The following is a 25,075-nucleotide window of genomic DNA, read 5'->3' on the forward strand; positions in this document are numbered from 1 at the left end:
TCTCTTACCTCTTAACCCCCACGACCGATGAAAGTACAGATGCAATCGGTGCATTTCGATGCCGACCAAAAACTGCTTGATTTCATCCAGAAGCGCCTCGATAAGCTCGAAACCTTCTATGACCGTGTGACTGAAGGCGAAGTAATTATGCGCCTCAATAACAAAGACGGGATTAACAATAAAACGGTAGAAATAAAGCTACATGTACCCGGTACTACCCTCTTCTCCCAGGAAGATGCCGGCACGTTTGAAGCTGCCGCCGATGCCGCCGCCGAAAACCTAAAGCGCCAGATTACCAAATACAAGGAAAAGCTCGTTAGCCACTGAGGCTAGCGTGCGACTAGATATAGATAAAAAGGCCCTTGACTACGACAGTCAAGGGCCTTTTTGTTGGGAATGGCAGCTAATTACAGGCTGAACTCCGCTTTGATCTTGTCCACGTAGTCCAGCTTCTCCCACGTGAAGGTTTCTACGGTTTTGGTGGTGCCGTCGGCTTGAGTTACCTGCTTGGTGCCAGGCTGCCGGCCCATGTGGCCGTAGGCGGCCGACTCGGCGAAGATGGGGTTCTGCAAGCCCAGACGCTGCACAATAGCGTAGGGACGCAGGTCGAAAATGCGCTGCACCTTCTCGGCAATTTCGCCGTCGGTGAGCTGGTGGCCGAAGGAGCCGGTAGCTTTGGTGGTGCCGTAGGTTGTCACGAACACACCTACCGGTTCGGCTACCCCAATAGCGTAGGCTACCTGCACCAGCACCTGGTCGGCGACACCTGCGGCTACCAGGTTTTTGGCGATGTGGCGGGCGGCGTAAGCGGCCGAGCGGTCCACCTTGGAAGAGTCTTTGCCGGAGAAGGCCCCGCCGCCGTGGGCTCCTTTGCCGCCGTAAGTATCCACAATGATTTTACGACCCGTCAGGCCGGAGTCGCCGTGGGGTCCGCCGATGACGAACTTACCCGTAGGATTGATGTGATACTTGATGTCGGCGGTGAAAAGGGCCTGTACTTCCTCACCTAGCTGTGCTTTCACGCGGGGCACCAGAATATTCTTGATGTCCTGCTCAATCTGATGCAGCATTACCTGCTCATCCTGGTCAAATTCGTCGTGCTGGGTGCTGACCACGATGGTTTCGATGGACTCGGGCGTGTTGTCGTCGTTGTAGCGGATGGTTACCTGGCTTTTGGCATCGGGGCGCAGGTAGGTCATCTCCTGACCAGCCTTCCGGATGGCCGACAGCTCGCGCAGCAGGCGGTGCGAGAGGTCGAGGGCCAGGGGCATGTAGTTCTCGGTTTCGCGGGTGGCGTACCCAAACATCATGCCTTGGTCGCCGGCGCCCTGCTCCTCCGGCTTGGCGCGCTCCACGCCCTGGTTAATGTCCGCTGACTGCTCGTGCAGGCGGTTCATCACTTCGCAGGTGTCGGCGTTGAACAGGTACTCGGGCTTGTTGTAGCCGATGCGGCGAATCACCTCCCGGATAATGGGCTCGGCCTCTACGTGGGCCGTCGATTTTATTTCACCGGCCACCAGGGCAAAATCGGTGGTAACCAGGGTTTCGCAGGCCACCTTGGCCGTAGGGTCCTGACGGAGGTACTCGTCGAGGATGGCGTCAGAAATCTGGTCGGCTACTTTATCGGGGTGGCCTTCCGAAACAGATTCGGAGGTGAACAGGTAGGGCATCAGCTTGTAAGGTAGAAGTACGCGAGGGGCCGGCAGCCCCTGCCCCAGCCAGCCGGGGCTGTCGGATAGGGGCTGCAAAGCTACAAGTTTTATATATGAATAAGAGGCTAAACGCGCACAACAAGCGGGTAGCTCATGAAAGTATATTTATTGATTAGCATTAAGTGTTTATTTATAATTAATATATTTTTATTGTTTATCAATAACAAACTGTTTCCTTTGCATCCTATCGAACCAGCATCTTTTATCTACATGGCCATTCTTAAACTCAGTGCCCTGTTACGCCTGGGCCGCCCGCTGTACTTCTTATTTGTGGTGCTAGCCGTCTTCAGCGTAGGTACCAGCATCCTGAAAACTATTGAGGCAGTTAACGACTCTGAAGTGCGACTAAGCCTTTATAGTGAGTCGCCGAATATGTTTACCTCCCTGTATGAGATGAAGCGTGGCTTTGAAGATGGGAGAGCAGGTAAGCAGACTCCATTACGAGGCATTCAGACGCCGTTCAAGAGTAGCAGATCAGGGTTTGAACTAACTCAGGACTCTACCCATCCGGTGCTGCGCTACCAAGAGCCCTCGGCGGTCAAGCGGGTAGCGCTGCTTTACCTGGGTGGCATGAGCGACTACTTTTCGCTGGCCTGGCTGACGCTTTTCGGCGTGGGCAGTTGGCTACTATGGAAGCTACTGCTGGACGTAACGCCAGCTATGCCCTTCACGCTGGCTAACGCGGCTCGTTTGCAGTGGCTGGGGCTGCTCGTGCTGGGTCTTACACTGCTGCAGGAGCTGGCGTATCTGGTAGTGCGGGCACTGGTACCCCCTTTTCAGTCTGCCGGACTTCCTGAACCCCTGGGCCATTATGTAGAGCTAAACACCGAGTTCACGCTGCCCGGCTGGGAGGTAGGGTTGGTGTTGCTGATTATTGGGGCCGTGTACCAGCGGGGCGTAGAACTCCAGCAAGAAGCCGAACTGACTGTCTGATGCCCATACTGGTGAACTTGGACGTGATGCTGGCCCGGCGCAAAATGACGCTCAGCGCCCTGGCCGAGACGGTGGGCATTACGCTGGCTAATCTGTCTATTCTGAAGAGCGGCAAAGCCAAAGCTGTACGCTTCAGCACATTGGCAGCTATTTGCCAGGCGCTGGAGTGCCAGCCCGCCGACCTGCTGGAGCACCGCCCTGACCCTACCGATCTGAAGCCCGGAAGTGAGCCAGACTAACCCCCAGGCCTCTCATCTTAACCTTACATCTCAGGAAAACGGACCGTAAGATGCTGCCTGCCATAAGTGCCACCCCAGGGCCACGCCCGCCAGCACTCTGGGGGCCCACCGAGGTAGCCGGGGCGGCAGCAAAGCCACCAGCAGACACAGCAGCAGCGGCACCAGGATAAACGTGAGCCGCTCCTGGTAGTAGCCCAGCCCCGCGAAGAACCCCGCAAACAGCAGCAATAGCCCCACCAGCACCTCCACTGGCTGCCGCTCAACCGGCCACCGGGCGTAACGCCACCAGCCGAACAGCCCGAGCACCAACCCTACAAACAACCCCACGGCGGGCAGCGTGGCCAGGAAGCGGCTGGCGTTTTGCTGCACCACTACCGCAAACCCGGCCCCGGGCAGGCGAAATATATCCAGCAGCCAGACCAGCTGGTGGTAGGCTTCGGCTTCGTGATTATAATACGTGACGCCCTGCAGGCGGAGCAGGCCAATCCAGGCAAGGGTTGGGAGCAGGAACAGCAGCCCGACTCCTACCCCCAGGATCAGGAAGTAGGGCAGGCGGCGGAGCTTGTTTTGCTGCCAAACACTGTAGAGCAGGCACGGCAGCACCAGCACGAAGCTGCCGTATACTAGGGCCAGCAGCCCTGTCAGCAGGGCCCAGGCGGCTATCCGGCCGGGGCGGCGCAGATCGGGCCGGGTTGATTCCAGCAGCAGGTACACGCAGCACAGCGGCACCAGCAACGTGAACATCTGCTGGTGCACCGTCCAGAAAAAAGCCTTTGTTACCTGATTCGAGGCGAAGAATACCAGTAAGGCAACCAGCACCGGCCGGCTGCCCCGCCCCTGCGTCAGGTGATGATACAGCCGGGTGAACAGCAGCATACTCCCCAACAGTACCACATAGTTGAGCAGCACGTAACCTATGTAGAAGCCCAGCAAAGGCTGATACCTAGCGGGCAGGTGCGCTAACAGTTGAGGGGGTAGCAGCCCGGCGGCCGTTAGGCCTTGCACTGCCCACGCACAGGGGTAGCCTACTGCCGAGCCCAGCAGGATAAACAACGGGCGCGACTGCCGGACCTCCTTCGGCTCCAGCAGGCGGGCCGGGTGCCGGGCGTCTTCCATGTACACAAACCCGTCGCAGTTGGCCGTGAAACCGGCAAAGGAAGTCAGGTGCAGGTAGGTGCCGCAGTACTCGGCCTCGGTTTTGGGCGGCGGCGAAAACAGGAAGGAAACCGTAGCCAGCAAAATCAGCAGCGTACATCCCACCGCCTGCGGCAGCAACCCGAAAAATTTACCTGCCATACGCTACTGTCCGCCCGTGGTGCCGGCAGCGGGAGCAGCGGGGTTCAAGTTGGTTTCAAACAGCTTCAGAATGCGCTTGTACTCGTCGGTCCAGGAACTGGGCTCCACGAAGCCGTGGTCCTCGACGGGATACACGGCCAGCTCCCAGTTGTCCTTTTTCAACTCGATGAGGCGCTGACTCAGGCGCACGATGTCCTGGAAGTGCACGTTCGTATCGACCATGCCGTGGCACATGAGCAGGTGCCCTTTCAGGCCGGCGGCGTAGTTGATGGGCGAGGACCGGGCGTAGGCAATGGAGTCATTGTAGGGCTCGTTGAGGATATTATCGGTGTAGCCGTGGTTGTAGTGGGCCCAGTCGGTAACGGAGCGCAGGGCAGCTCCGGCCTGGAACACGTCGGGCTGGGTGAACATGGCCATCAGGGTAATAAAGCCGCCGTAGGAGCCGCCATAAATCCCAATGCGCTGGGGGCTGACGCCGTACTTTTCGGTCAGCAGCTTGGCCCCGTCTACCTGGTCGGTGAGGTCTTTGCCGCCCATGTAGCGGTAAATGCCCGTGCGCACGTCGCGGCCGTAGCCGGCCGAGCCCCGGTAGTCGATATCGAGCACCGTGTAGCCCTTGTCGGCCAGCAAGTTGTGGAACATGTACTCCCGGAAGTAGGTGCTCCACCACTTATGCGCGTTCTGGAGGTAGCCGGCTCCGTGCACGAAAATCACGGCCGGGCCCTGGGCCACGGCATTAGCCGGGCGGTAGAGGCGGGCATACACATCGGCGCCGTCGCGGGCCTTGTAGCTGATGACTTCGGGGGCGCGCCAGGGGTAGCTCTCAAACTCGGAGGTAGTGCTGTGGGTAAGCTGGCGCATTTTGGCCCCGGGTTTATTGTCCATCACGAACAGCTCCCAGGGCTTGTTGGAAGCACTATAACGCACGGCCAGCGTCTTCTCGTCGGGGGAAAGCGTGACTTCACTGGCCCCGGACAAGGTAGTAATCTGGGTCATCGAGCCGCCTTCCAGGGGCATGCGGTAGAAGTGCTGCTCTCCGGGGTGGGTTTTGTTGGCCGTCAGGTACCAGATTTTCCGGTCGCGGCTGAGCTGGGCCTTCTGCACTTCCCAGCGGCCATTGGTCAGGGCTTTTTTCTGGCCGGAGGTGATGTCGGCGGTGTAGAGGTGGCTGAAGCCGGTTTCCTCGCTCTGAAACCAGATGCGGCGGTTATCGGGCAGCCAGCCCACGTTGCCTTCGTCGTAGCCAATGCCCGGGCCGTTAATCCAGGCGTCGTCGTGCTGGCGGTCCAGGAGGCGGATTTTTTGGGTAGCCGGGTCCAAGGCCACAATCCACCGGTCCTTGTTATCGGTGCTGCGGATGACCAGGAAAGCATGCTGGCCGTTATCGGACCAGAACGGTCCGAAGGGAATCACGCGGCGCACTTCGGTGGCAGGCTTGTCCTTTTTGGCACCGGCGGCCTTGGCCGTGTCGGCGGGGGTAGGCGCTTTGGCCTGCAGCTGGTATTCCTTGCGGTAGGCGGGTTGCTCATCAAGCCCCTTCAACTCCTTATAACCCAGCACAAACGTGGTATCCCGGCCCACATCATAGAGCCCCAGCTGATACGCGGTTTGGGCCGCCCCTACCTTGGTGCGGGTGCTGATATCCTCGGTGAAGCCGGAAGCTGTAACGAAGTTGGGCACCAGGGCCACTTTTTCATTAGCCGGCTCCTGCACCAGCGTATAGGTCACGTAGCGGCCATCGGGCGAGAGGCGCAGGTTCTGCACCGTCTGCTGGCCCAGCCAAATGGCTTTGGGGCGCAGCTTGGCCAGGGCTTTCTGCTGGCGCTGCCGGGCCTTGGCATCCTGCTCCTTCCCGCGCAATACTTCAAACAGGGCCAACTGCTGGGCCTTCAGAAACTTCTCCGACTTATCCGTGGGTTCGCCCGAGGCGGGCTTGCTGCCCCGGCGGAAGTCGGTGCGCTGCACGGTTTCGCCGGTGGCGGGGTCCCAGGTGAAGAGGTTGCCGGCGCGGGTGTAGCTGATAACGCGGCCCTGCAGGGCAAACTGGGCATCGGTTTCCCGCTCGGCCGTGCTGGTTACGCGCCGCACGCGCTGGGTTTTCAGGTCGAGCAGATAGATGTCGCCGTCCTTCTCATACACTTTGCGGGAGTAGCGCTGGTCATATTCGCCGGCCGTGGTGGGCAGGCTCTGCTGTTCCCGCAGGCTCACTTTACGCGGGGTACCACCGGTAGGCGAAAGGCGGTAAAGAGAGTCGCGGCGGGCTTTTTCGGGGTTCCAGGTAAAGTAGATGGTTTTGCCATCTTCTGCCCAGGAGACGTTGCTCGGTGAGCTGCCCAGCCACTGGGCCGGGTCGCGCATGATTTTCTCAACGGTCAGGGGGGCGAGCTGCTGGGCGTGAGTTGCGTAGGGTAGCAACGCCAGGGCCGCACCCAGCGGCAGTATGGAAAGCTTCAACATGAAAGCGGGGGTAGGAAAGATGTCTGGCCGCAACTTACGCAGCGGCAGCTAATGGACATAGCCGGGCGGCCGGCGTTGCATTCCCCGGGGTATGCAACCAACTTGCTGCCTCATCACCTGGCCCGTCCGACCAGGTACAGGAAGCTTATGTTACTACCGAGCTTCGCGGAGCAGGGCATGTAGAGCGTATTCCTGGCCTGAATTGCCTGCTGTCGCTTCTCATCTTTTCCTGCGCACTGCTCTCCTACTACTCCAGGGCGTAAAAGTGCGCAGCTCGCATAGTGGTTTTAGCAATCAAATAGGAAGTGTGTTCATCGCCATCCTTGATTACACACTTGCTCATCGATTTTGAAGCCTGCCGGTCTCCTTATATCGCCTACAACTGGCGCGGGTTCAGCAGGCGCCCATTGCAGCCAGTAGCTCGCCTGCTACCCTTTTGGGCAACAGTATCGGTTGATATCCGGAGTGCAGTACGTAACGGTTCAGCATGAAGCAAGGGCAGGAAATGGAAGGCCGCAACGTACGCAGCAGTTCCGAATGAGCTTTCCTGTTTCCGCCTTTCGCCGCTCGCTAAGGCGAAAGTAATGTGAGTATACTGCAAAGGCATCAGAGCCAGGGAGTAGCTGCTATGTAGCCCTGTAAATTAATCTTTGGTATTGCCGGGCAACTTGCTTAAACATTGCAGAACATTCACCACCCTTCCTCCGCATGCGACTACCGCAACTGAAAACATTCTTTGCCTTCCTGCTGGCACTGCTGCTCCGCAGCTTTGTGCTGTCTGCACAATCGATTGAGTTGATCAATCCCATTCTGACGGGCTTCCACCCCGACCCCAGCGTTATCAGGGTCGGCACTGATTATTACCTGGTTAATTCTACCTTCTCCTACTTTCCCGGTATTCCGGTCTTTCACAGCAAAGACCTCAAAAACTGGAAGCAAATCGGCAACGTTATCAGCCGGCCTTCCCAAATGAACTTCCTGGGCGACCGGATGACCCGCGGCTTGTTTGCCCCGGCCATAGAGCACCACAACGGCACGTTTTACGTCACCTGCACCCTAATCGACCACAAGGGCAACTTTGTAGTGACGGCCAAAAATCCGGCTGGCCCCTGGAGCGACCCCATTTTCCTGCCGGAGGTAAAGGGCATCGACCCTTCCCTGTACTTTGAGGGCGACAAGGCCTACGTCATCTACAACAGCGACCCGCCCGACAATAAGCCCCTCTACGACGGCCACCGCTCCATTAAGATAATCGAGCTGGACCCCGTAAAGCTGCAGACGGTAGGCGAGGCCAACATAGTGGTCAACGGCGGGGTGGATTTGAGCAAGAAGCCCGTCTGGATTGAAGGACCACACCTGATGAAGCGCGGCAACTGGTACTACCTCTACGCGGCCGAAGGTGGCACCTCGGTCAACCACACCGAGGTAGTGTTCCGCAGCAAAGCGCCCCTAGGTCCGTTTGTGCCCTACGAGAAAAACCCCATCCTCTCGCAGCGTGAGTTGCCCAAAGACCGCAAAGACCCTATTACCTCGGCCGGGCACGCGCAGTTTGTAGACGGGCCCGATGGCAAGACCTACGCCATTTTTCTGGCTGTGCGTCCCTACGAGGACAACTTCTACAATACTGGCCGCGAAACGTTTATTGTGCCCGTAGAGTGGAAAGACGAGTGGCCGGTTACGGTACCTGGCCCGAACGGCGTGCAATATTCCTACCCCGCCAAGTTCCCGGAAGTCAAGCAAAAGGATGCCCGGCCCCAGAGCGGCAACTTCAGCTACACGCTCACTTTCGAGAAGCAGCTCGACCCCGCGCTCTTGTTTATGCGCACCGTAGACAGCACCAGCTTTTCGCTGAGCAAGGCCAAAGGACTAACCCTAAAATTGAAGCCCGAGACAGTGGCCGAAACTGGCAACCCGGCCTTCGTGGGCAAGCGGCAGCAGCACATGTACGGCAGCGCCGAAACTGAGCTGACGTTTGCCGCCAAGACCGAAAACGAAACGGCCGGCCTGGTCATTTTTCAGGATGAAAAGCATTTCTACTACCTCTGCAAGTCGGTAGAGAACGGCAAGCCAGTCGTGCAGCTGCTCAAGAGCACAGCCGACGCGAAGAAGACCGAGCTGCTGGCCAAAGCGCCCCTGAAAGCAGCAGCCGGCAAGGTGCAGTTGCGCATCAATGCCGATGGCGACACCTACAGCTTCCGCTTCTCGGAGGACGGAAAGAACTACACGCTGCTGAAAGACAAGGTGGATGCGCGCTTCCTGAGCACGCAGGTAGCGGGCGGCTTCATTGGCTGCCTATACGGCATGTACGGCACCTCGGCCGGGCAGCCCACTACCAATACGGCCTCCTTCAAGTGGCTGAAGTACGAAGGGCACGACCCCATGTACAAGAAATAATCCGCGGTTTGCCAGCTCCTACCTTCTTTTTCTATGCGCTTTCTCCCACTGCTTTGCTTGCTGGTACTACCCCTCGCCGCAGCCCAAGCCGCTAAGCCCATCCGTATCAAAAGTCCCAATGGGGACGTGCAGGTGACAGTAGATGTAACCGCTCAGGGACAGCCTACCTACGCCGTGCGCTACCGCCGGACTGAGTTGCTACGACCCTCCCACCTGGGGCTCCGCCTCGCTGGCGCCGACCTCACCCAGGGCCTCGAACTCACGAAAGCCGACAAGCAAACCACCGTAACCGACGACTACCAGCTAACTACCGACAAGCGCGCGAACTGCCACTACCGGGCCAACCGACGGGTGCTGCACTTCGCCGGGGCCGCCGGAGCGCCGCAGCTTAGCGTGGTGTTTCAGGTATCGAACGATGGAGTAGCGTTTCAGTACGTGCTGGAAGGCCCGAGCCAGGAGGTGCAGCGCATCACGGCCGAAAGCACCACGTTTCACCTGCCGGCCGGAGCCAAGGGCTGGCTACATCCGCACGCCAAAGCCCAGACCGGGTTTGCCAACACCCAGCCCTCGTACGAGGAAAATTACCAGCGTGGTATAGCGGCCGGCACGCCCTCTACTATCGGGCAGGGCTGGTCATTCCCGGCCTTGTTTCAAACCAACGGGCACTGGGTGCTGCTGACCGAGGCTGGCATGGGCCGCACCTATGCCGGCACCCACCTAGCCCACGAGTCGCCCGACGCGGAGTACGGCATTGCCTTCCCGCAGCCGCCCGAAAAAACCACGCCCGATGCAGCTTTGCTGCCCGAAAGCCGCCTGCCGTGGAGCACGCCTTGGCGTGTGGTAGTAGTAGGCAATTCCCTGGCGCCCATCGTCGAATCGACCTTGACAACGGACCTGAGCGCGCCGGCTACCACGCCGGTGCTCACGGAGGGGCCCGGCAAATCGTCGTGGTCGTGGGTGCTGATGGGTGACCAAAATACCACCTACGACGTGCAGCGCCGCTTCATCGACTACGCCGCCAACATGGGCTGGCGCTACTGCCTGGTCGATGCCCTCTGGGACAAGCAGATCGGCTACGACAAAACCCAGGAGCTGGCCCAATACGCGCGCTCCAAAAACGTAGGCCTGCTGGTGTGGTACAACTCCAACGGTCGCTGGAACGAGGCCCCGCAAACGCCCACCAACGTGCTGTTTGAGCCCGAAAGCCGGCGCAAGGAGTTTGCCCGCATCAAGCAGATGGGGGTAGCCGGGGTGAAAATTGACTTCTTCGGAGGCGATGGGCAGTCGTTCATGAACTACTACCAGGACTTGCTCGTCGATGCCGCGCAAGCCGGTCTGCTGGTGAATTTTCACGGCACTACCATTCCGCGGGGCTGGAACCGCACCTACCCCAACCTGATGACCATGGAAGCCGTGAAGGGCTTCGAGTTCCTGACCTTCGACCAGCGTAACACCGACCAGGAGGCCACCCACTGCGCCACGCTGCCCTTCACCCGCAACGCCGTGGGCCCGATGGACTTCACGCCCATGGCGTTTTCGGAGATACGGGGCAAAGAGCGCCGCACGTCCAATGCGTTTGAGCTAGCCTTGTCGGTGCTGTTCCAGTCGGGTATTCAGCACTACGCCGAGGTACCTGAAGGCATGGCCGCGCAGCCGGCCTACGTGCAGGATTTCGTGAAGAAGCTGCCGCCGCGTTGGGCCGATGTGAAGCTGCTTGACGGTTTCCCTGGCGAGTACGTGGTGCTGGCCCGGCAGGCACCCGGCGGTGCCTGGTACGTGGCCGGCATCAACTCAACCGACGCGCCCAAAACCATTCAGGTTGACCTCAGCAAGCTAGGCCTGCAACGCGGCACGCTCATCACCGACGGAAACACCAACCGCAGCTTTAGTACGCGGGCCGTGGTGGGCAATACCATCAGCGTGACGCTGCCCGCTCAGGGTGGCTTCGTGGTGCATCCTTAAGCCGCCGGCCAGCATTTTCCTCCTACCCCTCACCCAGCGGGCAACCTGTGCGAAGCGCCGCACGGAGGCCCGGGTACCCCGACTCTATGAAAACACGCTTCTCTTTCCCTCACCTTAGCCGAGTTAGCCTGTTGCTGCTGGGCCTGCTGTACGCGGGCCTGGGCAGCGCGGCCGCCCAGCGCACGCGCAAGCCAGCTCCTGCCAGCCCGAAAGGGGCGTTTTACACCGGCAAGTACCCCAACTTATTTCGGGAAGCGGGTTACAAGCAGGCCGACATCGACCAGAAGATAACTCAAACGTATCAGGCGCTTTTCAAGGGCCCCAACAAGGTGTACTTCGAGGTAGGCGATTCGATGGCCTACGTATCGGACCTGAAAAACCACGACGCCCGCACCGAAGGCCTCTCGTACGGCATGATGATAGCCGTGCAGCTGAACAAGAAAGGCGAGTTCGACCGGCTGTGGCGCTGGTCGAAAAAGTATCTGCAGCACCAAAGCGGCCCCTTGGAAGGGTATTTTGCCTGGAGCATCAACCCCACTACACTGAAGCGTAACTCGGAAGGGCCGGCTTCTGATGGGGAGCTGTACTTTATCACCAGCCTGCTCTTCGCCTCTAACCGCTGGGGTAACACCACTGGTATCAACTACTACCAGGAGGCCCGCCGCATTCTGAATGCCATGTGGAAGAAGGACGGCACCGGCGACGTGTACAACCTGATTAACACCCAGCACAAACAGATAACGTTTGTGCCCGTTGGGGACATGTACAACTGGACCGATCCGTCCTACCACGTTCCGGCCTTTATGGAGGTGTGGGCCGAGTACGCCAAGGATGGGCACGAGGCGTTCTATCGGGCCTGCGCCGATACGTCGCGGGCGTTTCTGCACCGCGCCTGCCGTGCCCCTACGGGCCTCAACTACGACTACACCGAGTTTAGCGGGCAGCCCCGAGAAACCAAGTGGGCGCCGCCTGCCTTCCGCTACGACTCTTGGCGGGTGCCCATGAACATTGCCATGGACTACGTGTGGTTTGGCAAGGACAAGGCCTGGCAGGAGCAGTACGCCCAGCGCTTTCAGGGCTTCCTGCGCGGCAAGGGGCTGACTACCTTCGAGGATCAGTTCAACGTGGATGGCTCCCGGCCCGACTTTATCCTACCCGCCGGCAACGTCAAGAAGTTGCGGCACTCCCTGGGGCTGGTAGCTACCAGCGCCTCGGCCTCCCTGATCCGGGGCAACACCAACGACCTGGATTTTGTGCACGCCCTCTGGAACGCCAAGCTGGAGCCCTATGCCGACGGCTACTTCGACCCGTACTACGACGGCATTCTGTACCTGTTCAGCCTGCTGCACCTGAGCGGAAAATACCAGGCCATCCATCCTCAGCAGCGCTAATACTCTGCACCGGTACTTCTTGCTATGCCCCACTACCTTAAGCGAAGTGCTTTCCTGTTCGGACTACTCCTGGCGTCGGCGGCCGTGTTGCCGCTGGCTGCGCAGGTAAAGCAAGCCCAAAACCCCATCATCTTCGCCGACGTGCCGGACCTGTCGATGATTCGGGTGGGCAAGACCTACTACATGAGCAGCACGACCATGCACATGAGTCCGGGCGTGCCCATTATGAAGTCTACGGACCTGGTGAACTGGCACCTGGTAAGCTACGCCTATGACACCCTCGCCAGCCAGGATGAACTGACGCTTACCAATGGCAAGAGCACCTACGGTCGGGGCTCGTGGGCCAGCAGTCTGCGGTTTCACAACGGCACGTACTACGTTACAACGTTCGCCCAAACCACCGGCAGAACCTACGTGTATTCCACCAGGAACATCGAGAAAGGTCCCTGGAAGGTCGCGTCGTTTAAGCCCAGCTACCACGACCATTCCTTGTTTTTCGATGACGATGGCCGTGTGTATCTGGTGTATGGGGCCGGTAAGCTGCGGCTACAGGAACTCACGGCCGATGCCTCCGCCGTGAAGCCCGGCGCTAAGGAGCAGGTACTGATTGAAAACGCCAGTGCCCCAGCCGGCCCGAATATTAATCTGCAGGCGGAAGGCTCGCAGCTTTTCAAAATCAAAGGCAAGTATTACCTCTTCAACATTGTGTGGCCCAAGGACGGCATGCGCACGGTGGTAGTGCACCGGGCCGATAAGCTGACGGGGCCTTACGAAGGCCGGGTGGCGCTGCAAGATCTGGGCGTAGCGCAAGGTGGCCTCATTGACACGCCCGACGGGCGCTGGTTTTCCTACCTGTTCCGCGACTACGGAGCCGTGGGCCGCATCCCCTACCTGGTGCCCGTAACCTGGGCCGAGGGCTGGCCCGTGCTGGGCACAGCCGGTAAGGTGCCCCAAACACTGGCCCTACCCCCCAGCAAGGGCTTAATCCCAGGCCTGGTGGCATCGGATGAGTTTACCCGGCGCAAGGGCGAACCCGCCCTACCCTTTGTATGGCAGTGGAACCATAACCCCGCAAATTCGCTCTGGTCACTCACGGACCGCCCCGGCTACCTGCGCCTGAAAACCGACCGCACCGATACCACCTTCCTACTCGCTCGCAACACCCTAACCCAGCGTACCATCGGGCCAACCTGCACCGGCACCACCGCCCTGAACGTAGCCCACCTGCAGGAGGGCGATTTTGCTGGCCTCGCCTTGCTGCAAAAAAGGTACGGCCTGGTGGGGGTTGAGCTTCGCAACGGCGTGAAATCCATTGTGATGATCAGCGCAGAATCGGAAAAGCCCGTGGAACTGCAGCGCCTACCCCTCACGCAGTCAGTAATCCACTTCAAAGCGGAGTGCGATTTTAGGGAACGTAAGGACGTAGCCACTTTTTACTACAGCCTCGATGGCAAAGCGTGGCAACCGATTGGGCAACCGCTTAAAATGGCCTACACCCTGCCGCACTTCATGGGCTACCGGTTCGGGCTCTTCAACTATGCTACCAAGAACCCCGGCGGCTATGCTGATTTCGACTACTTCTGGATTACGAATACGATAACAGGCGAGAAACTCTCTCAAGTGGCAAATTAGAGCTAGAGTCTAGCTCCCCTCCTCAGATGAGGAGGGGTTGGGGGTGGTTGACCAGCGCGTTGAACAGTAAACTAGTTCTAGCGTCGTTCCTACCCCATCAACCACCCCCAACCCCTCCTCATCTGAGGAGGGGAGCTAAACTCTAAGCTTATTGTATTACTGCTTTGAGAGGCTCAGCACACTACGATGGGTAGGGCCTCTTCTTTACAGGCTTTATAAGTCCTACCTGATTACCTCCACTACCGAAAATAACCTCATGATACTTCGTAGACTACCTTATTTTCTGAGTGTGCTTGCTTGCCTGGTTGGGAGCACTGCCTGGGCGCAAAACCCGTTTATCACCAACCAGTTTACGGCCGACCCTACGGCGCGCGTATTCGGGGATAAGGTGTACGTGTATCCGTCGCACGATATTCGAGCTACGCCAGGGCACGGGCGCGCTGGCTGGTTTGTCATGGAGGACTACCATGTGTTTTCTTCCGCCAACCTCACCGACTGGACCGACCACGGCGTTATCGTCACGCAAAACAAGGTACCCTGGGTAAAGCCCGACAGCTACAGCATGTGGGCGCCGGACTGCATGTACCGCAACGGCAAGTACTATTTCTACTTTCCTACTACCCCCAAAGACACTACCCAGGTAAAGGGGTTCACCATTGGCGTAGCCGTATCCGACAGCCCTACCGGCCCCTTCGTGCCACAGCCGCTGCCCATAAAAGGGGTGCGAGGCATCGACCCCAACGTGCTGATTGACAAGGATGGGCAGGCCTACCTGTACTGGTCGGAGGGGCATATTTACGGGGCCAAGCTCAAGGAAAATATGCTGGAACTGGCTTCCGAGCCACAGGTGCTGGGCGAGCTACCCACGCAAGGCCTGAAGGAGGGACCCTACGTGTTTGAGCGCAAAGGCACGTATTACCTGACCTACCCGCACGTAGCCAACAAAACCGAGCGCCTCGAATACGCCACCAGCCCTACCCCCCTCGGACCGTTCAAAGTCCAGGGCGTTATCATGGACGAGTCGCCGACGGGCTGCTGGACTAATCACCACTCTATTCTTCCGTTCAAAAATCAGTGGTACCTGTTCTACCACCACAATGATCTGTCGCCCGCTTTCGATAAAAACCGTTCCGTGCGGCTCGACAGCCTGTTCTTCGAGCCGAATGGCGCCATCCGAAAAGTAGTGCCGACCCTGCGCGGTGTAGGCCTAACGGACGCCCGACAGAAAATTCAGCTGGACCGTTACAGCCAGCTCAGCCCCGGCGGTGCTTCCATTGCCTTCCTGGATACGGCCAACAAGTTTCAGGGTTGGAAGACGGTATTCAATGGCAGCCAGGGTTGGGTGCGATACAATGGGGTAGCCTTTGGCACGAAGCCCCTCCGGACGGTGACCATGCGCGTAACAGCCGCAGCCGGAGCCACGGTGCAGATCAGGGTTGATGGAGCTACCGGCCCCGTGCTAGCCCAGGTTGCTGTACCGAAGGGAAGCCGCTGGCAAGAGGTGAAAGCCCCCCTATCTGCCTTTAAACCCGGCACGCACACGCTGGTGGTATCAGCCAAAACCACCACGCCCGTTGAAATTGACTGGGTGAAATTCAACTAAATGAGCAAGAGCAGGTAGGGTAGTACACCATCACTTACCTGCTGCTGCCTGCACCTGTTACAGGCCTGTGCCACTTTCCCAGGCCTTCAGTTCGGCCTGCAGGTTGCGGCGGGCCTGCGCATCAAGCCGTTCCCGGAAGGCAAGGGTTTGATAAAGGACTGGAACGGTAAGCAGCTTTTCCAGCACCTTGCGGCGGCCACGGCGGTACATGAAATCAGGAACGAGGCGGTACTCCTGGCGCACCTGGCGGGCGTACTGCCAGTAATCGGCTTCCGGGGAGCCCAGAATTTGCAAGTCGGCGTCGAGGAAGAAGTGCAGATCAGGGTCGGCGGGCTGGGGCTGGGTGTGGTCTTTGGTACGCTCAATGAGGTAGGCTACGCGCTGGCGACGCTCCGGCGAGAAATTTGTGTGCTGCAGAAACTCCAGGGCCAGAGCAGCACTCCGGGCTTCGTTATCGTCGCGCAGGGTGCTGTATATGGCATCATGAAACCAGATGGCCAGCTCTACTACTTCCCGGTCTTGCACTAGCGCAAGGTTCCGGCTAACGGCATCGAGTAGAGCGCGGATGTGGGGCAGGGCGTGGTAATGACGGTCGGAAGCACTGTAAGCCGTTTCCAGTTGCTGGTACGTAGCCCGGCGGATACCTTCGTCGGGTACTAATGAGGTAGTAAGGCGCTGCCAGCGAGCAGCCAGGGTGGTATTCATAACCGGGAATCGAAGCGAATAGAAAGGATACACTAAGTGCTTGGCAGCAAAAAAGATAAAGTCAGGCTTGGCTACTCGCTCACGCAGTTTCAGTAACTGCCTAAGATCCGTAGCCCGCACCTAGTTGGCTGTGGGCACACCATACGGGTTACTCCGCTTTACCTCCATATACCGCTCAGGGTTGGTCAGGGGTATAAAGCCGAACTGCTGGTAGAGGCCGTGGGCATCGAGGGTAGCCAACATCTGCCGGCGCACATCCCGGATGTCGGGGTGGCTCCAGACTTCCTGCATAAGCTGCTTGCTGATGCCCTGTCCCTGAAACTCGGGTAGCACAAACACGTCGCAGAGCCAGGCAAAGGTAGCCCGGTCGGTAATGACGCGCGCAAAGGCCACTTGGCTACCATCGGGCCCATATACGCCAAAGCAGAGGGAGTTAGCCAGGGCCCGCTCCACAGTTTCCAGCGGAATGTTGGTAGCCCAGTAAGAGCCCTCGGCCAAGTACCGATGAATCAGGGGAATATCGAGGCGGCTGGGGTCAGTACTGACAGTGTACATAGGAGGCAAACTAAAGGAGACGGCGGGCAAAGCCGGCGCAGCAGGAAGCCGGATTCATGCGAAGAACGAAGGTTGCGACAAAACTACCAGTCTTATCCATCCGAAAGCACTGCGCTTACGTTAATGCTTCTACTCTATCACCCTCTAAGCAGCTGGCTATGAAGCACCTTAACGCAGTTTTTATCGGCAGCATTTTTCTGGCAACCAGCGCCGCGGCGCAAACTGCCCCGGCCCTGACCACGTTTTCGGTAGGCGCTACCACCGTAACCGTATCGGAGCTAACCACGGGCCTGCAGGTGCCGTGGGAGCTGGTGTGGGGGCCCGACAACTTTATCTGGATGACAGAGCGCGGCGGCCGCATCAGCCGCGTGGACCCAACCTCGGGCCAGGTAACGGTACTCACTACCCTGCCCGACGTGGTGACTTCCTCCGAAGGCGGTCTGCTGGGCATGGCCCTACACCCAGATTTTGCTACCTCGCCCTACGTGTATGTGGTGTACAACTACAACGACAACGGCTATAAAGAGAAGCTGGTACGCCTGACCTATGCCAACGGCACGCTGGGCAGTCCGCAGGTGCTGCTGGGCAATATTCCGGCCGTGAGCACCCACAGCGGCTCGCGCCTGCTTATTCTGCCCGACCGTACTCTGCTCATGACCACCGGCGACGCCCAGAACCGCCCAACTGCCCAGGACCTGAGCTCGGTTAATGGCAAAGTGCTGCGCCTGAACCTGGATGGTACAATTCCGGCCGATAATCCGGTAGCCGGCAACCCTACCTACTCTTTCGGGCACCGCAATCCCCAAGGCTTAGTTCGCGCCGCCAATGGCCGCATCTACAGTTCTGAGCACGGCGAGAATGCCGAAGATGAAGTCAACATCCTTGAGCCCAACCGCAACTACGGCTGGCCTACCGTGGAAGGACTGTGTAACCTGGCCGATGAGCAAACATTCTGCACAACCAATAATGTGCGGCAGCCCATTTTTACCTGGGCTCCTACCGTGGGGGTAGCGGGCCTTACTTACTACGACCACCCGGCTATTCCGGGCTGGCGCAACAGCTTGCTGGCGGCCACACTACGCGGCAATAAGCTTACCCAGATTCCGCTGGATGCTGCGGGCACCACGGCCGGAACGGGCGTTTTTACCCTCACCAGCTTCGGGCGACTCCGCGCCCTCTGCGTTTCGCCGCAGGGGCGGGTGTACGTGAGCACCAGCAACCGCGACGGCCGCGCTACCCCCGGCGCCTCCGACGACCGAATCCTGGTGCTGGAAAATCGGGCTTTCATTCCTACGGCTACCACTGCCAGCCACCGCGGCCAGCTAAACCTGTGGCCTAACCCCGCCCGGCATACCGTAACTCTGCAACGCCCCACTCCTACTACCTCTGCTGTGACTGTGAACATCCATGATGCCCTGGGCCGGCAGGTGCGCAGCACGCAGTTCGGGGCCGGGCAAGCCAGCATTTCCCTACCCCTGCAAGGCCTGCAACCCGGCTTCTATTCGGTAAAGTCGGACCTGGGTACGCAGCGACTGGTAGTGGAGTAAGAAAGCCGGCTGGCCGAGGTGATGGCGTGTTAGGGGAGAACCTATTTCATGTCCTCTTTACTCCATCACCTCGGCCAGCTGGTGCCGCTCATTCTTCACTACGTTGGCTAGAGTCCAGGGAATTTCCTGGCTGAACGGGTGCTGGCGCACCGGGCAGTCGGGCATGTGGCAGTGGGAGCAGGCCGCGAAGGTACAGGGGTCGGCGTGGACGAACATTTCTACCTGCACTTCAAACTCCTGGTCTACCAGCACCTCAATGTTGTGCACCTCGGCGTGGGTTTGCTCCAGGCTGAAGTAGTAAGGCATGGTCACGTGGCAGTCGATGTGCAGGTTGGCACCGTAGCGCACCACGCGCAGGTTGTGCACGTCAATCCAGGCTGGTTCGCGGTGTTCCTGCAGCTCGGCCACTACGTGCTGCACGGTGGATACATCTACCTCATCCATCAGCCCCGATACCGAGCGCCGCACCATTCGGTAGCCATTCACCACAATGAACACGCCCAGAATCAGGGCGGCAGCTGAGTCGTAGACGACGTTGCCCGTAAGCACTACCAGCAGCAGCGCCGCGCACGACACCAGCGTACTTACCGCATCGAGGTATAAATGCTGCCCGTCGCCGACGAGGGTAGGCGAGTGGTGCTGCGTGCCGGCGCGCACCAACAGAAAACCAACTGCCAGGTTCACCAAGGAAGTAATGGCCAGCAGAATCATGCCCCAATCTGGGCGGGCTATGGGGTGCGGGTGCAGCAAAGTGCCCAGAGCAGTATAAAAAATATACGCGCCCGCCATCAGAATCAGCCCGCCCTCGAACCCTACCGAGAGGTACTCGATTTTGCCGTGGCCGTAGGGGTGGTTTTCGTCCTTGGGCAGGCTGGCCAGGTAGATGCTGTAGAGGGCAAATCCGCTGGCAACTACGTTAATAATCGACTCCAGCGCATCCGTCAGAACGGCCTGAGAGCGGGTCAGCAGCCAGGCGTAGAACTTCACCGCTACCAGCACCACGCTCACCACCAGGGAAAGCAAAGCAAAGCGCGTTTTCAGCGGCAGCGAAAAGATGGAGCGGGCAAGCAGTCGGGAAGCCATTCGGAGGGGATAAGGACCTAGCGTATACCGCAGGCGGCTTCGGCTGGTTTTCGGGGGTAGGCAAGCAAAGACACGAAAAAGGGGCGCAAAATTCCGGGAAATTCCTGGTATCTGGCAGGGGCGGCAACTTTTTAAAACAAAAGCAGTAGATAGACTGTCTTAAAAATAAATTTAGGCAGCTCTAAATTCTGCTTTCTTTGTGAGTTACAGCGCCTCTGGCTTTTCGCCGGATCATCTGCCCGCCCCTATGCCTTCAGTGTTACCTTCTACGCCCGATACAGAAATTACTGCTCAAACGCCACCCGAGTCGGGCTGGCGCCACGCCCGCACGGCTCCGTCGTTGCAGGAGGTGTTTGCCACCATTCGGGTGCCCGCTCACGATGCCTCGTTCTGGCGCAAGCTGCTAGCCTTTTGGGGGCCAGGCCTGATGGTGGCCGTGGGCTACATGGACCCCGGCAACTGGGCCACCGACATTGCCGGCGGCTCCCGCTTCGGCTATACGTTGCTTTCCGTCATTCTGATTTCCAATTTGTTTGCCATGCTGCTCCAGCACTTGGCCGCCAAGCTGGGCATCGTGACGGGGCGCGACCTGGCCCAGGCCTGCCGCGACCATTTCTCGAAGCCGGTGTCCATGGTACTGTGGTTTCTGTGCGAAGTAGCCATTGCCGCCTGCGACCTGGCCGAGGTTATCGGCTCGGCCATTGCCCTGAACCTGCTGTTTGGGTTGCCGCTGCCCTGGGGGGTAGTCCTGACTATTCTGGACGTGCTGGTGGTGCTGCTGTTTCAGCACAAGGGCTTCCGGGTGCTGGAAAGCATCGTGGCCGGCCTAATTGTGCTGATTTTCGGCTGCTTCCTGTATGAAATCATCGTCTCGAACCCCGACTGGTTTGGCATTCTGGGCGGATTAGTCCCTCGGCCCGAGGTAGTTACTACGCCGGGCATGCTTTACGTGGCCATCGGTATTCTGGGCGCTACCGTGATGCCCCACAACCTGTACCTGCACTCCAGCATTGTGCAAACGCGCGCCATTGAGCAGACGGAGCAGGGCAAGCGCATGGCCATCAAGTTTGCTACCATCGACAGCACGGTGGCCTTGTTTCTGGCCTTCTTCGTGAATGCCGCCATTCTGGTGACGGCCGCGGCGGCCTTCCACAAAAACGGCCACCACGAAGTCGCCGACATCAACCAAGCCTACGAGCTGCTGGCGCCGGTGCTGGGGGCCAGCATGGCCTCCATTGTGTTTGCCGTGGCGCTGCTGGCCTCGGGCCAGAACTCTACCCTCACGGGCACCCTGGCCGGGCAGATTGTCATGGAAGGTTTCCTGAACCTGCGCCTCAAGCCCTGGCTCCGCCGCCTGATTACCCGCGGCATTGCCGTGGTGCCGGCCCTCATCGTGACCATTCTGTACGGCGAGAAAGGTACCGGCGAGCTGCTCGTGCTAAGCCAGGTTATCCTGTCGTTCCAGCTCAGCTTTGCGGTGGTGCCGCTGGTGATGTTTACGGGCAGCAAGGCCAAAATGGGGGTGTTCGTGAACAAGCCCTGGGTGCAGGTGCTGGCCTGGTTTGTCTCCGGCATCATCATTTTGCTGAACGTGTACCTGCTCTGGGAAACGTTTTTCGGGTAGGCAACTCCCTACAGATAAAATCTCAGGTAGGAATCTAGCTCCTCTCCTCAGATGAGGAGGGGAGCTAGGCTCTAGCTTCACCAGATGAACACTAGCGCGCACTGCCGCGCTTTTTTAAGCTCGACAGATTTAGACTCATCTAAATATTATCACCATAGCCCGCTAAAATGAAACAACTCTTACTTTGGTTGGTCTTGATGATGAGCGGCGTAGCCGTTGTTGCCCAACCTACGGGCACGGTGCGGGGGGTAGTACGCTCTGAGGGGAAAGAGGTGCCGTTTGCCAGCATCGGGCTGAAGGGAACTACCCTGGGTACTACTGCCGATGAGCACGGCGGCTACGTGGTGCCCAATGTGCCCGCGGGCAGCTACCGGCTGGTGGGTAGCGCCGTGGGGCTGCTACCTACCGAGCGGAACATAACCGTCACGGCGGGCCAAACCACTACCCTCCACCTCAGCCTGAACCCCGGCCCCAATGCCCTCGGCGACGTGGTAGTAAGCGGCACTTTGAATGAAGTAGTACGGAGTGAGTCGCCGGTGGCGGTGGAGCTGTACTCGCCCAAGCTGTTTCGGAAAAACCCGGCGGTGTGCCTGTTCGAGAACCTAACGATGATTAACGGGGTGCGGCCTCAGCTGAACTGCAACGTGTGCGGCACCGGCGACATCCACATTAACGGGCTGGAAGGGCCGTACACGATGGTGCTGATTGACGGTATGCCGCTGGTGAGCTCCCTGAGCACGGTGTACGGGCTGAGCGGCATCCCGAGCAGCCTCATTGAGCGGGTAGAGGTAGTAAAAGGCCCGGCTTCCACCCTCTACGGCTCCGAGGCCGTGGGCGGGCTTATCAACGTCATCACCAAAAACCCGGCGAAGGCTCCGCGCTTTTCGGCCGATGTGTTTGCTACCTCTCACCGCGACGTGAACCTCGATCTGGGCGTGGCGCGCAAGTTTGGCACAGCCTCCACCCTACTCAGCACTAACCTCTACCACTACAACCAGCGCCGCGACGTGAACAACGACGGCTTTACCGACGTGCCGACGCAGCAGCGCGTGTCGGTATTCAATAAGTGGACCTGGGCGCGGCCCGAGCAGCAAATAGCTAGTCTGGCCGGCCGCTATTACTACGAAGACCGGTTCGGGGGGCAGCTGAACTGGAACCCCGAGCACCGCGGCCTGGACAGCATTTACGGGGAAAGCGTGTACACGAGCCGTTACGAGCTGTTGGGCCAGTACCAATTGCCGGTGCGGGGCCAGAAGCTTTTGCTCAGTGGCACCTTCAACCAGCACAACCAGAACTCGGCTTACGGCACTACCCTTTACAAAGCGGTGCAGCGCGTGGGCTTTGGGCAGCTGACCTGGGCCAAGGAGCTGAGCATCCGGCACAACCTGCTCACGGGCGCCACCTACCGCCTCACCTGGTACGATGACAACACGCCCGCTACCGCGGCGGCGGGCCCCAACGATACGCGCCGTAACGCCCCCGACCTTGTGCAATTGCCCGGCCTGTTCGTGCAGGACGAGTGGCGCCTCACGCCCGACGCGACCCTGCTCATGGGGCTGCGCTACGACTACAACTCCCGCCACGGCAACATCCTGAGTCCGCGCCTGAACTACAAGTGGGGCCAGCCCGATGGTAGCCAGGTGTGGCGCGTGGGGTTGGGCAACGGGTATAGGGTAGTGAATTTGTTCACCGAGGACCACGCGGCCCTTACCGGCGCTCGGCAGGTAGTGGTACCCGAAGCTCTGGAGCCTGAGCGGAGCTGGAACGTGAACGTGAACTACAACCGCTTTCTGCAGCTACCCAGCGGCGCTACCCTCACCCTCGATGGCAGCGTGTTCTACACCTACTTCACCAACAAAATCAGCCCCGACTACGACACTAACCCCAACCAAATCATCTACCGCAACCTCGATGGGTACGCCATCAGCCGGGGCCTAACTCTGAACACCGACCTGGCTCTGTCTCGCCCCCTGAAGGTGATGCTGGGCGTGACTTTGCTGGACGTATTCCGGCGGGAGCAGCCGCTGGAAGGCGGTCCGCGGCGCCTGGTAGCGCAGTTCCATTCGCCGCCTTTCTCGGGTACCTGGGCCGTGAGCTACACTTGGGAAAAGCTGGGCCTCGCGCTGGATTACACCGGCCAGGTGAGCAGCCCCATGGCGTTGCCCGTCTTCCCGAACGACTTCCGGCCCGGCCGCTCGCCCTGGTATGCCCTGCAGAACATTCAGGCCACGCGCAAGCTGCGCGAAGGGCTGGAGCTGTACGGCGGCCTGAAGAACCTGTTCAACTTTCTGCCCCGCCACGCCCTGCTACGGCCCTTCGACCCCTTCGATAAAAACGTGGGGGTAGACAACCCGCAGGGCTACACCTTTGACACCAGCTACAACTATGCGCCTATTCAGGGGAGAAGGCTGTTTCTGGGGGTGCGCTACGCCCTGTAACTATCCAGAAATCTATATTTCAGCCGGTTACCAGCTTCATACTCAGCAATAGTACCTCTCCGTAGCGTACTTGCGTATCAGGGGCACCGTACTCTCTTTCTCCCCTCAATATCATGAAATCCGTCTTTTGCCTCGCCTTGCTGGGCCTGTTGGGGCTGGCTACCGTAGCTGTAGCCCAAGAAAAAGCCCCTAAGCCGAGCCCCTACGATTCGGCTCATTTCAGTCTGTTCAAGCCCGTGCCGCGCAACCGGCTGCGCCCCCTGCGCCCCGACCGCCCCGGCGTGACGGAAAGCCCGTTTACGGTAGATGCGGGCCATTTTCAAACGGAAACCGATGCGCTTCGCGTCATCAACGAGCGTGAAGGAGATGCGCGCAGTCGGGAGTTGAAGGTGGCCTACACTACCCTGAAGCTGGGCCTGAGCCGGCGCACTGATGTGCAACTGGAAGTACCGCTCTATAAAGTGTCCAAGGAGCGCGAAGCCGGTGAAGCCAACTGGCAGCGCCAAGCAAGCTTCGGCGACGTGGCCCTGCGGGTAAAGCACAACTTTCTCGGCGACGACCAGGAAGGGCCTATTGCCATGGGCGTAGTAGCCTACACCCGCCTGCCCACCGGCGGACAGGCCGGTAGTGGCGGCGTAGAAGGCGGCCTGATTCTGCCCGTCAATATTGAGCTGCCCGACCAGTTTAACCTCGATTTACAGATTGAATCGGATCTGAATTATGACCGGGAAGAAGGCAAACACTACGCTCGGGTAATGCCTTCCATTGCCCTCGACCACGAGTTCAATGAGGTGTTCAGCTTCTTGGTAGAAGGCGTAACGCAATGGGACGCGCAGCATAGCGGCTGGCGCTCCTCCCTCAATCTGGCCCCCATCTTTACTCTTAACCCCAACCTGCAAGTGGATTTCGGCGCTCATCTGGCCCTGAGTAAAGAAACCGACCGGGAGTTTTTCGTTGGGTTTACGTTTCGGCGCTAGGTAGCGCGGCAGCAAGAAAACGGCCCGGTAGCTTGTTCTGCTACCGGGCCGTTTTCCTGTTAACAACGCAAGCTCTATTAGCTGCGGTCTGTCATCATGCTGCGGGTCTGGCCTTTCCAATCCGTAATAAACCAGGTTACTACCGATACTAGCCCTAGCAGCCAAAAGAGGTTTCGCTCGGCTCCCCCATCACGAAAGTGAAACAGGAAGGGAGCTGCCAGCAGGGCAATGCCCGTCAGTAAATCAAGCCAACCGTGAATCGGGAAGGGGATTACACGAAACAGGCCCAGCTTAAAATCGGTGAGTAGGGTAATGAGCAGGTAGCCCCCAGCCAGCACGAAGCAAGCCGTATCAATGGCTGGCTCTAAATCAAACATAATAGGAGCCATGGCCAGCACGGTAATAAAGGCCACATCGACGAAGCCGTGGGCAGTAGACGACAGAATTTTCATGAAGCAAAATCTTGAGGTGGGCAGATACAAGCAAATACGTTTTCGGGGCAGCAAGGATGCAGGCTCTCACCAGCT

Annotated in this window: 19 protein-coding genes; 12 read left to right on the forward strand and 7 right to left on the reverse strand. The window is 59.0% G+C overall.

Translation table 11 applies throughout. The features are described 5' to 3' along the window. Positions 1-27 precede the first annotated feature (27 nt). Complete coding sequence (gene hpf, locus K3G63_RS12695) at positions 28-327, forward strand: ribosome hibernation-promoting factor, HPF/YfiA family (protein ID WP_220614471.1); 300 nt, start codon at positions 28-30, stop codon at positions 325-327. 80 nt (positions 328-407) lie between these two features. Here hpf and metK read toward each other — a convergent pair whose 3' ends face one another. Further along, a complete protein-coding gene (gene metK, locus K3G63_RS12700; RefSeq protein ID WP_220614472.1) occupies positions 408-1,670 on the reverse strand; it encodes a methionine adenosyltransferase in 1,263 nt (420 codons plus the stop codon). 252 nt (positions 1,671-1,922) lie between these two features. On the opposite strand from metK, the gene K3G63_RS12705 reads away from it, so the two are divergent. Together K3G63_RS12705 and K3G63_RS12710 are read left to right on the forward strand one after the other, a co-directional pair. Continuing rightward, positions 1,923-2,645 carry a DUF2975 domain-containing protein gene (locus tag K3G63_RS12705; protein ID WP_220614473.1) on the forward strand — a complete coding sequence of 241 codons (723 nt, stop codon included), beginning with the start codon at positions 1,923-1,925 and terminating at the stop codon, positions 2,643-2,645. Then, entirely contained in the window at positions 2,645-2,884 is a 240-nt protein-coding gene (locus K3G63_RS12710; protein WP_220614474.1) for a helix-turn-helix transcriptional regulator, read from the forward strand. Before K3G63_RS12705 ends, K3G63_RS12710 begins: the two co-directional genes overlap by 1 nt. Positions 2,885-2,914: 30 nt before the next feature. Here K3G63_RS12710 and K3G63_RS12715 read toward each other — a convergent pair whose 3' ends face one another. Further along, positions 2,915-4,180 (reverse strand): hypothetical protein, encoded by a 1,266-nt coding sequence (locus K3G63_RS12715; protein WP_220614475.1) that lies wholly within the window; start codon positions 4,178-4,180, stop codon positions 2,915-2,917. Between the two features lie 3 nt (positions 4,181-4,183). Next, a complete protein-coding gene (locus tag K3G63_RS12720; protein ID WP_220614476.1) occupies positions 4,184-6,637 on the reverse strand; it encodes a prolyl oligopeptidase family serine peptidase in 2,454 nt (817 codons plus the stop codon). Between the two features lie 708 nt (positions 6,638-7,345). Between K3G63_RS12720 and K3G63_RS12725 the strand changes: the two genes are divergently transcribed. From K3G63_RS12725 to K3G63_RS12745, 5 genes are all read left to right on the forward strand, one after another. Continuing rightward, positions 7,346-9,031 carry a glycoside hydrolase family 43 protein gene (locus tag K3G63_RS12725; protein ID WP_220614477.1) on the forward strand — a complete coding sequence of 562 codons (1,686 nt, stop codon included), beginning with the start codon at positions 7,346-7,348 and terminating at the stop codon, positions 9,029-9,031. A gap of 33 nt (positions 9,032-9,064) precedes the next feature. Beyond that, positions 9,065-10,993 carry a glycoside hydrolase family 97 protein gene (locus K3G63_RS12730; RefSeq protein ID WP_220614478.1) on the forward strand — a complete coding sequence of 643 codons (1,929 nt, stop codon included), beginning with the start codon at positions 9,065-9,067 and terminating at the stop codon, positions 10,991-10,993. An 86-nt stretch (positions 10,994-11,079) separates the two neighbouring features. Continuing rightward, positions 11,080-12,384, forward strand: coding sequence for a glycosyl hydrolase family 8 (locus tag K3G63_RS12735; protein WP_220614479.1), 1,305 nt, complete (start codon positions 11,080-11,082; stop codon positions 12,382-12,384). A 24-nt stretch (positions 12,385-12,408) separates the two neighbouring features. Next, positions 12,409-14,016 (forward strand): glycoside hydrolase 43 family protein, encoded by a 1,608-nt coding sequence (locus K3G63_RS12740; protein WP_220614480.1) that lies wholly within the window; start codon positions 12,409-12,411, stop codon positions 14,014-14,016. Between the two features lie 289 nt (positions 14,017-14,305). Beyond that, positions 14,306-15,619, forward strand: a complete 1,314-nt coding sequence (locus K3G63_RS12745) for a family 43 glycosylhydrolase (RefSeq protein WP_220614481.1) — start codon at positions 14,306-14,308, stop codon at positions 15,617-15,619. 57 nt (positions 15,620-15,676) lie between these two features. Here K3G63_RS12745 and K3G63_RS12750 read toward each other — a convergent pair whose 3' ends face one another. Further along, positions 15,677-16,324: a hypothetical protein gene (locus K3G63_RS12750; protein ID WP_220614482.1), complete on the reverse strand. Its 648-nt coding sequence runs from the start codon at positions 16,322-16,324 to the stop codon at positions 15,677-15,679. A 120-nt stretch (positions 16,325-16,444) separates the two neighbouring features. Further along, positions 16,445-16,879 carry a GNAT family N-acetyltransferase gene (locus K3G63_RS12755; protein WP_220614483.1) on the reverse strand — a complete coding sequence of 145 codons (435 nt, stop codon included), beginning with the start codon at positions 16,877-16,879 and terminating at the stop codon, positions 16,445-16,447. A gap of 158 nt (positions 16,880-17,037) precedes the next feature. On the opposite strand from K3G63_RS12755, the gene K3G63_RS12760 reads away from it, so the two are divergent. Beyond that, complete coding sequence (locus K3G63_RS12760) at positions 17,038-18,426, forward strand: PQQ-dependent sugar dehydrogenase (RefSeq protein ID WP_220614484.1); 1,389 nt, start codon at positions 17,038-17,040, stop codon at positions 18,424-18,426. Positions 18,427-18,483: 57 nt separating this feature from the next. Here K3G63_RS12760 and K3G63_RS12765 read toward each other — a convergent pair whose 3' ends face one another. Then, positions 18,484-19,509, reverse strand: a complete 1,026-nt coding sequence (locus K3G63_RS12765; RefSeq protein WP_220614485.1) for a cation diffusion facilitator family transporter — start codon at positions 19,507-19,509, stop codon at positions 18,484-18,486. Between the two features lie 247 nt (positions 19,510-19,756). Between K3G63_RS12765 and K3G63_RS12770 the strand changes: the two genes are divergently transcribed. The 3 genes from K3G63_RS12770 (at position 19,757) to K3G63_RS12780 (ending at position 24,548) form a co-directional block, all read left to right on the forward strand. Beyond that, positions 19,757-21,133, forward strand: a complete 1,377-nt coding sequence (locus K3G63_RS12770) for an Nramp family divalent metal transporter (protein ID WP_220614486.1) — start codon at positions 19,757-19,759, stop codon at positions 21,131-21,133. A 167-nt stretch (positions 21,134-21,300) separates the two neighbouring features. Next, the gene (locus K3G63_RS12775) at positions 21,301-23,571 is read left to right on the forward strand and encodes a TonB-dependent receptor (protein WP_220614487.1); all 2,271 of its coding nucleotides are present in this window, start codon (positions 21,301-21,303) and stop codon (positions 23,569-23,571) included. Between the two features lie 113 nt (positions 23,572-23,684). Then, positions 23,685-24,548, forward strand: a complete 864-nt coding sequence (locus tag K3G63_RS12780) for a transporter (RefSeq protein ID WP_220614488.1) — start codon at positions 23,685-23,687, stop codon at positions 24,546-24,548. Positions 24,549-24,625: 77 nt separating this feature from the next. On the opposite strand, the gene K3G63_RS12785 is transcribed toward K3G63_RS12780, so the two are convergent. Next, the gene (locus K3G63_RS12785; protein ID WP_220614489.1) at positions 24,626-25,000 is read right to left on the reverse strand and encodes a hypothetical protein; all 375 of its coding nucleotides are present in this window, start codon (positions 24,998-25,000) and stop codon (positions 24,626-24,628) included. Positions 25,001-25,075: the final 75 nt, after the last annotated feature.

The sequence above is a fragment of the Hymenobacter sp. HSC-4F20 genome, assembly GCF_019599275.1.
GTDB lineage: Bacteria > Bacteroidota > Bacteroidia > Cytophagales > Hymenobacteraceae > Hymenobacter.

Excerpts from the sequence above, each read along its gene's own strand:
- hpf (WP_220614471.1), top strand. The coding sequence starts at position 28 with ATGAAAGTACAGATGCAATCGGTGCATTTCGATGCCGACCAAAAACTG.
- metK (WP_220614472.1), bottom strand. The coding sequence starts at position 1,670 with ATGCCCTACCTGTTCACCTCCGAATCTGTTTCGGAAGGCCACCCCGAT.
- K3G63_RS12705 (WP_220614473.1), top strand. The coding sequence starts at position 1,923 with ATGGCCATTCTTAAACTCAGTGCCCTGTTACGCCTGGGCCGCCCGCTG.
- K3G63_RS12710 (WP_220614474.1), top strand. The coding sequence starts at position 2,645 with ATGCCCATACTGGTGAACTTGGACGTGATGCTGGCCCGGCGCAAAATG.
- K3G63_RS12715 (WP_220614475.1), bottom strand. The coding sequence starts at position 4,180 with ATGGCAGGTAAATTTTTCGGGTTGCTGCCGCAGGCGGTGGGATGTACG.
- K3G63_RS12720 (WP_220614476.1), bottom strand. The coding sequence starts at position 6,637 with ATGTTGAAGCTTTCCATACTGCCGCTGGGTGCGGCCCTGGCGTTGCTA.
- K3G63_RS12725 (WP_220614477.1), top strand. The coding sequence starts at position 7,346 with ATGCGACTACCGCAACTGAAAACATTCTTTGCCTTCCTGCTGGCACTG.
- K3G63_RS12730 (WP_220614478.1), top strand. The coding sequence starts at position 9,065 with ATGCGCTTTCTCCCACTGCTTTGCTTGCTGGTACTACCCCTCGCCGCA.
- K3G63_RS12735 (WP_220614479.1), top strand. The coding sequence starts at position 11,080 with ATGAAAACACGCTTCTCTTTCCCTCACCTTAGCCGAGTTAGCCTGTTG.
- K3G63_RS12740 (WP_220614480.1), top strand. The coding sequence starts at position 12,409 with ATGCCCCACTACCTTAAGCGAAGTGCTTTCCTGTTCGGACTACTCCTG.
- K3G63_RS12750 (WP_220614482.1), bottom strand. The coding sequence starts at position 16,324 with ATGAATACCACCCTGGCTGCTCGCTGGCAGCGCCTTACTACCTCATTA.
- K3G63_RS12755 (WP_220614483.1), bottom strand. The coding sequence starts at position 16,879 with ATGTACACTGTCAGTACTGACCCCAGCCGCCTCGATATTCCCCTGATT.
- K3G63_RS12760 (WP_220614484.1), top strand. The coding sequence starts at position 17,038 with ATGAAGCACCTTAACGCAGTTTTTATCGGCAGCATTTTTCTGGCAACC.
- K3G63_RS12765 (WP_220614485.1), bottom strand. The coding sequence starts at position 19,509 with ATGGCTTCCCGACTGCTTGCCCGCTCCATCTTTTCGCTGCCGCTGAAA.
- K3G63_RS12770 (WP_220614486.1), top strand. The coding sequence starts at position 19,757 with ATGCCTTCAGTGTTACCTTCTACGCCCGATACAGAAATTACTGCTCAA.
- K3G63_RS12775 (WP_220614487.1), top strand. The coding sequence starts at position 21,301 with ATGAAACAACTCTTACTTTGGTTGGTCTTGATGATGAGCGGCGTAGCC.
- K3G63_RS12780 (WP_220614488.1), top strand. The coding sequence starts at position 23,685 with ATGAAATCCGTCTTTTGCCTCGCCTTGCTGGGCCTGTTGGGGCTGGCT.
- K3G63_RS12785 (WP_220614489.1), bottom strand. The coding sequence starts at position 25,000 with ATGAAAATTCTGTCGTCTACTGCCCACGGCTTCGTCGATGTGGCCTTT.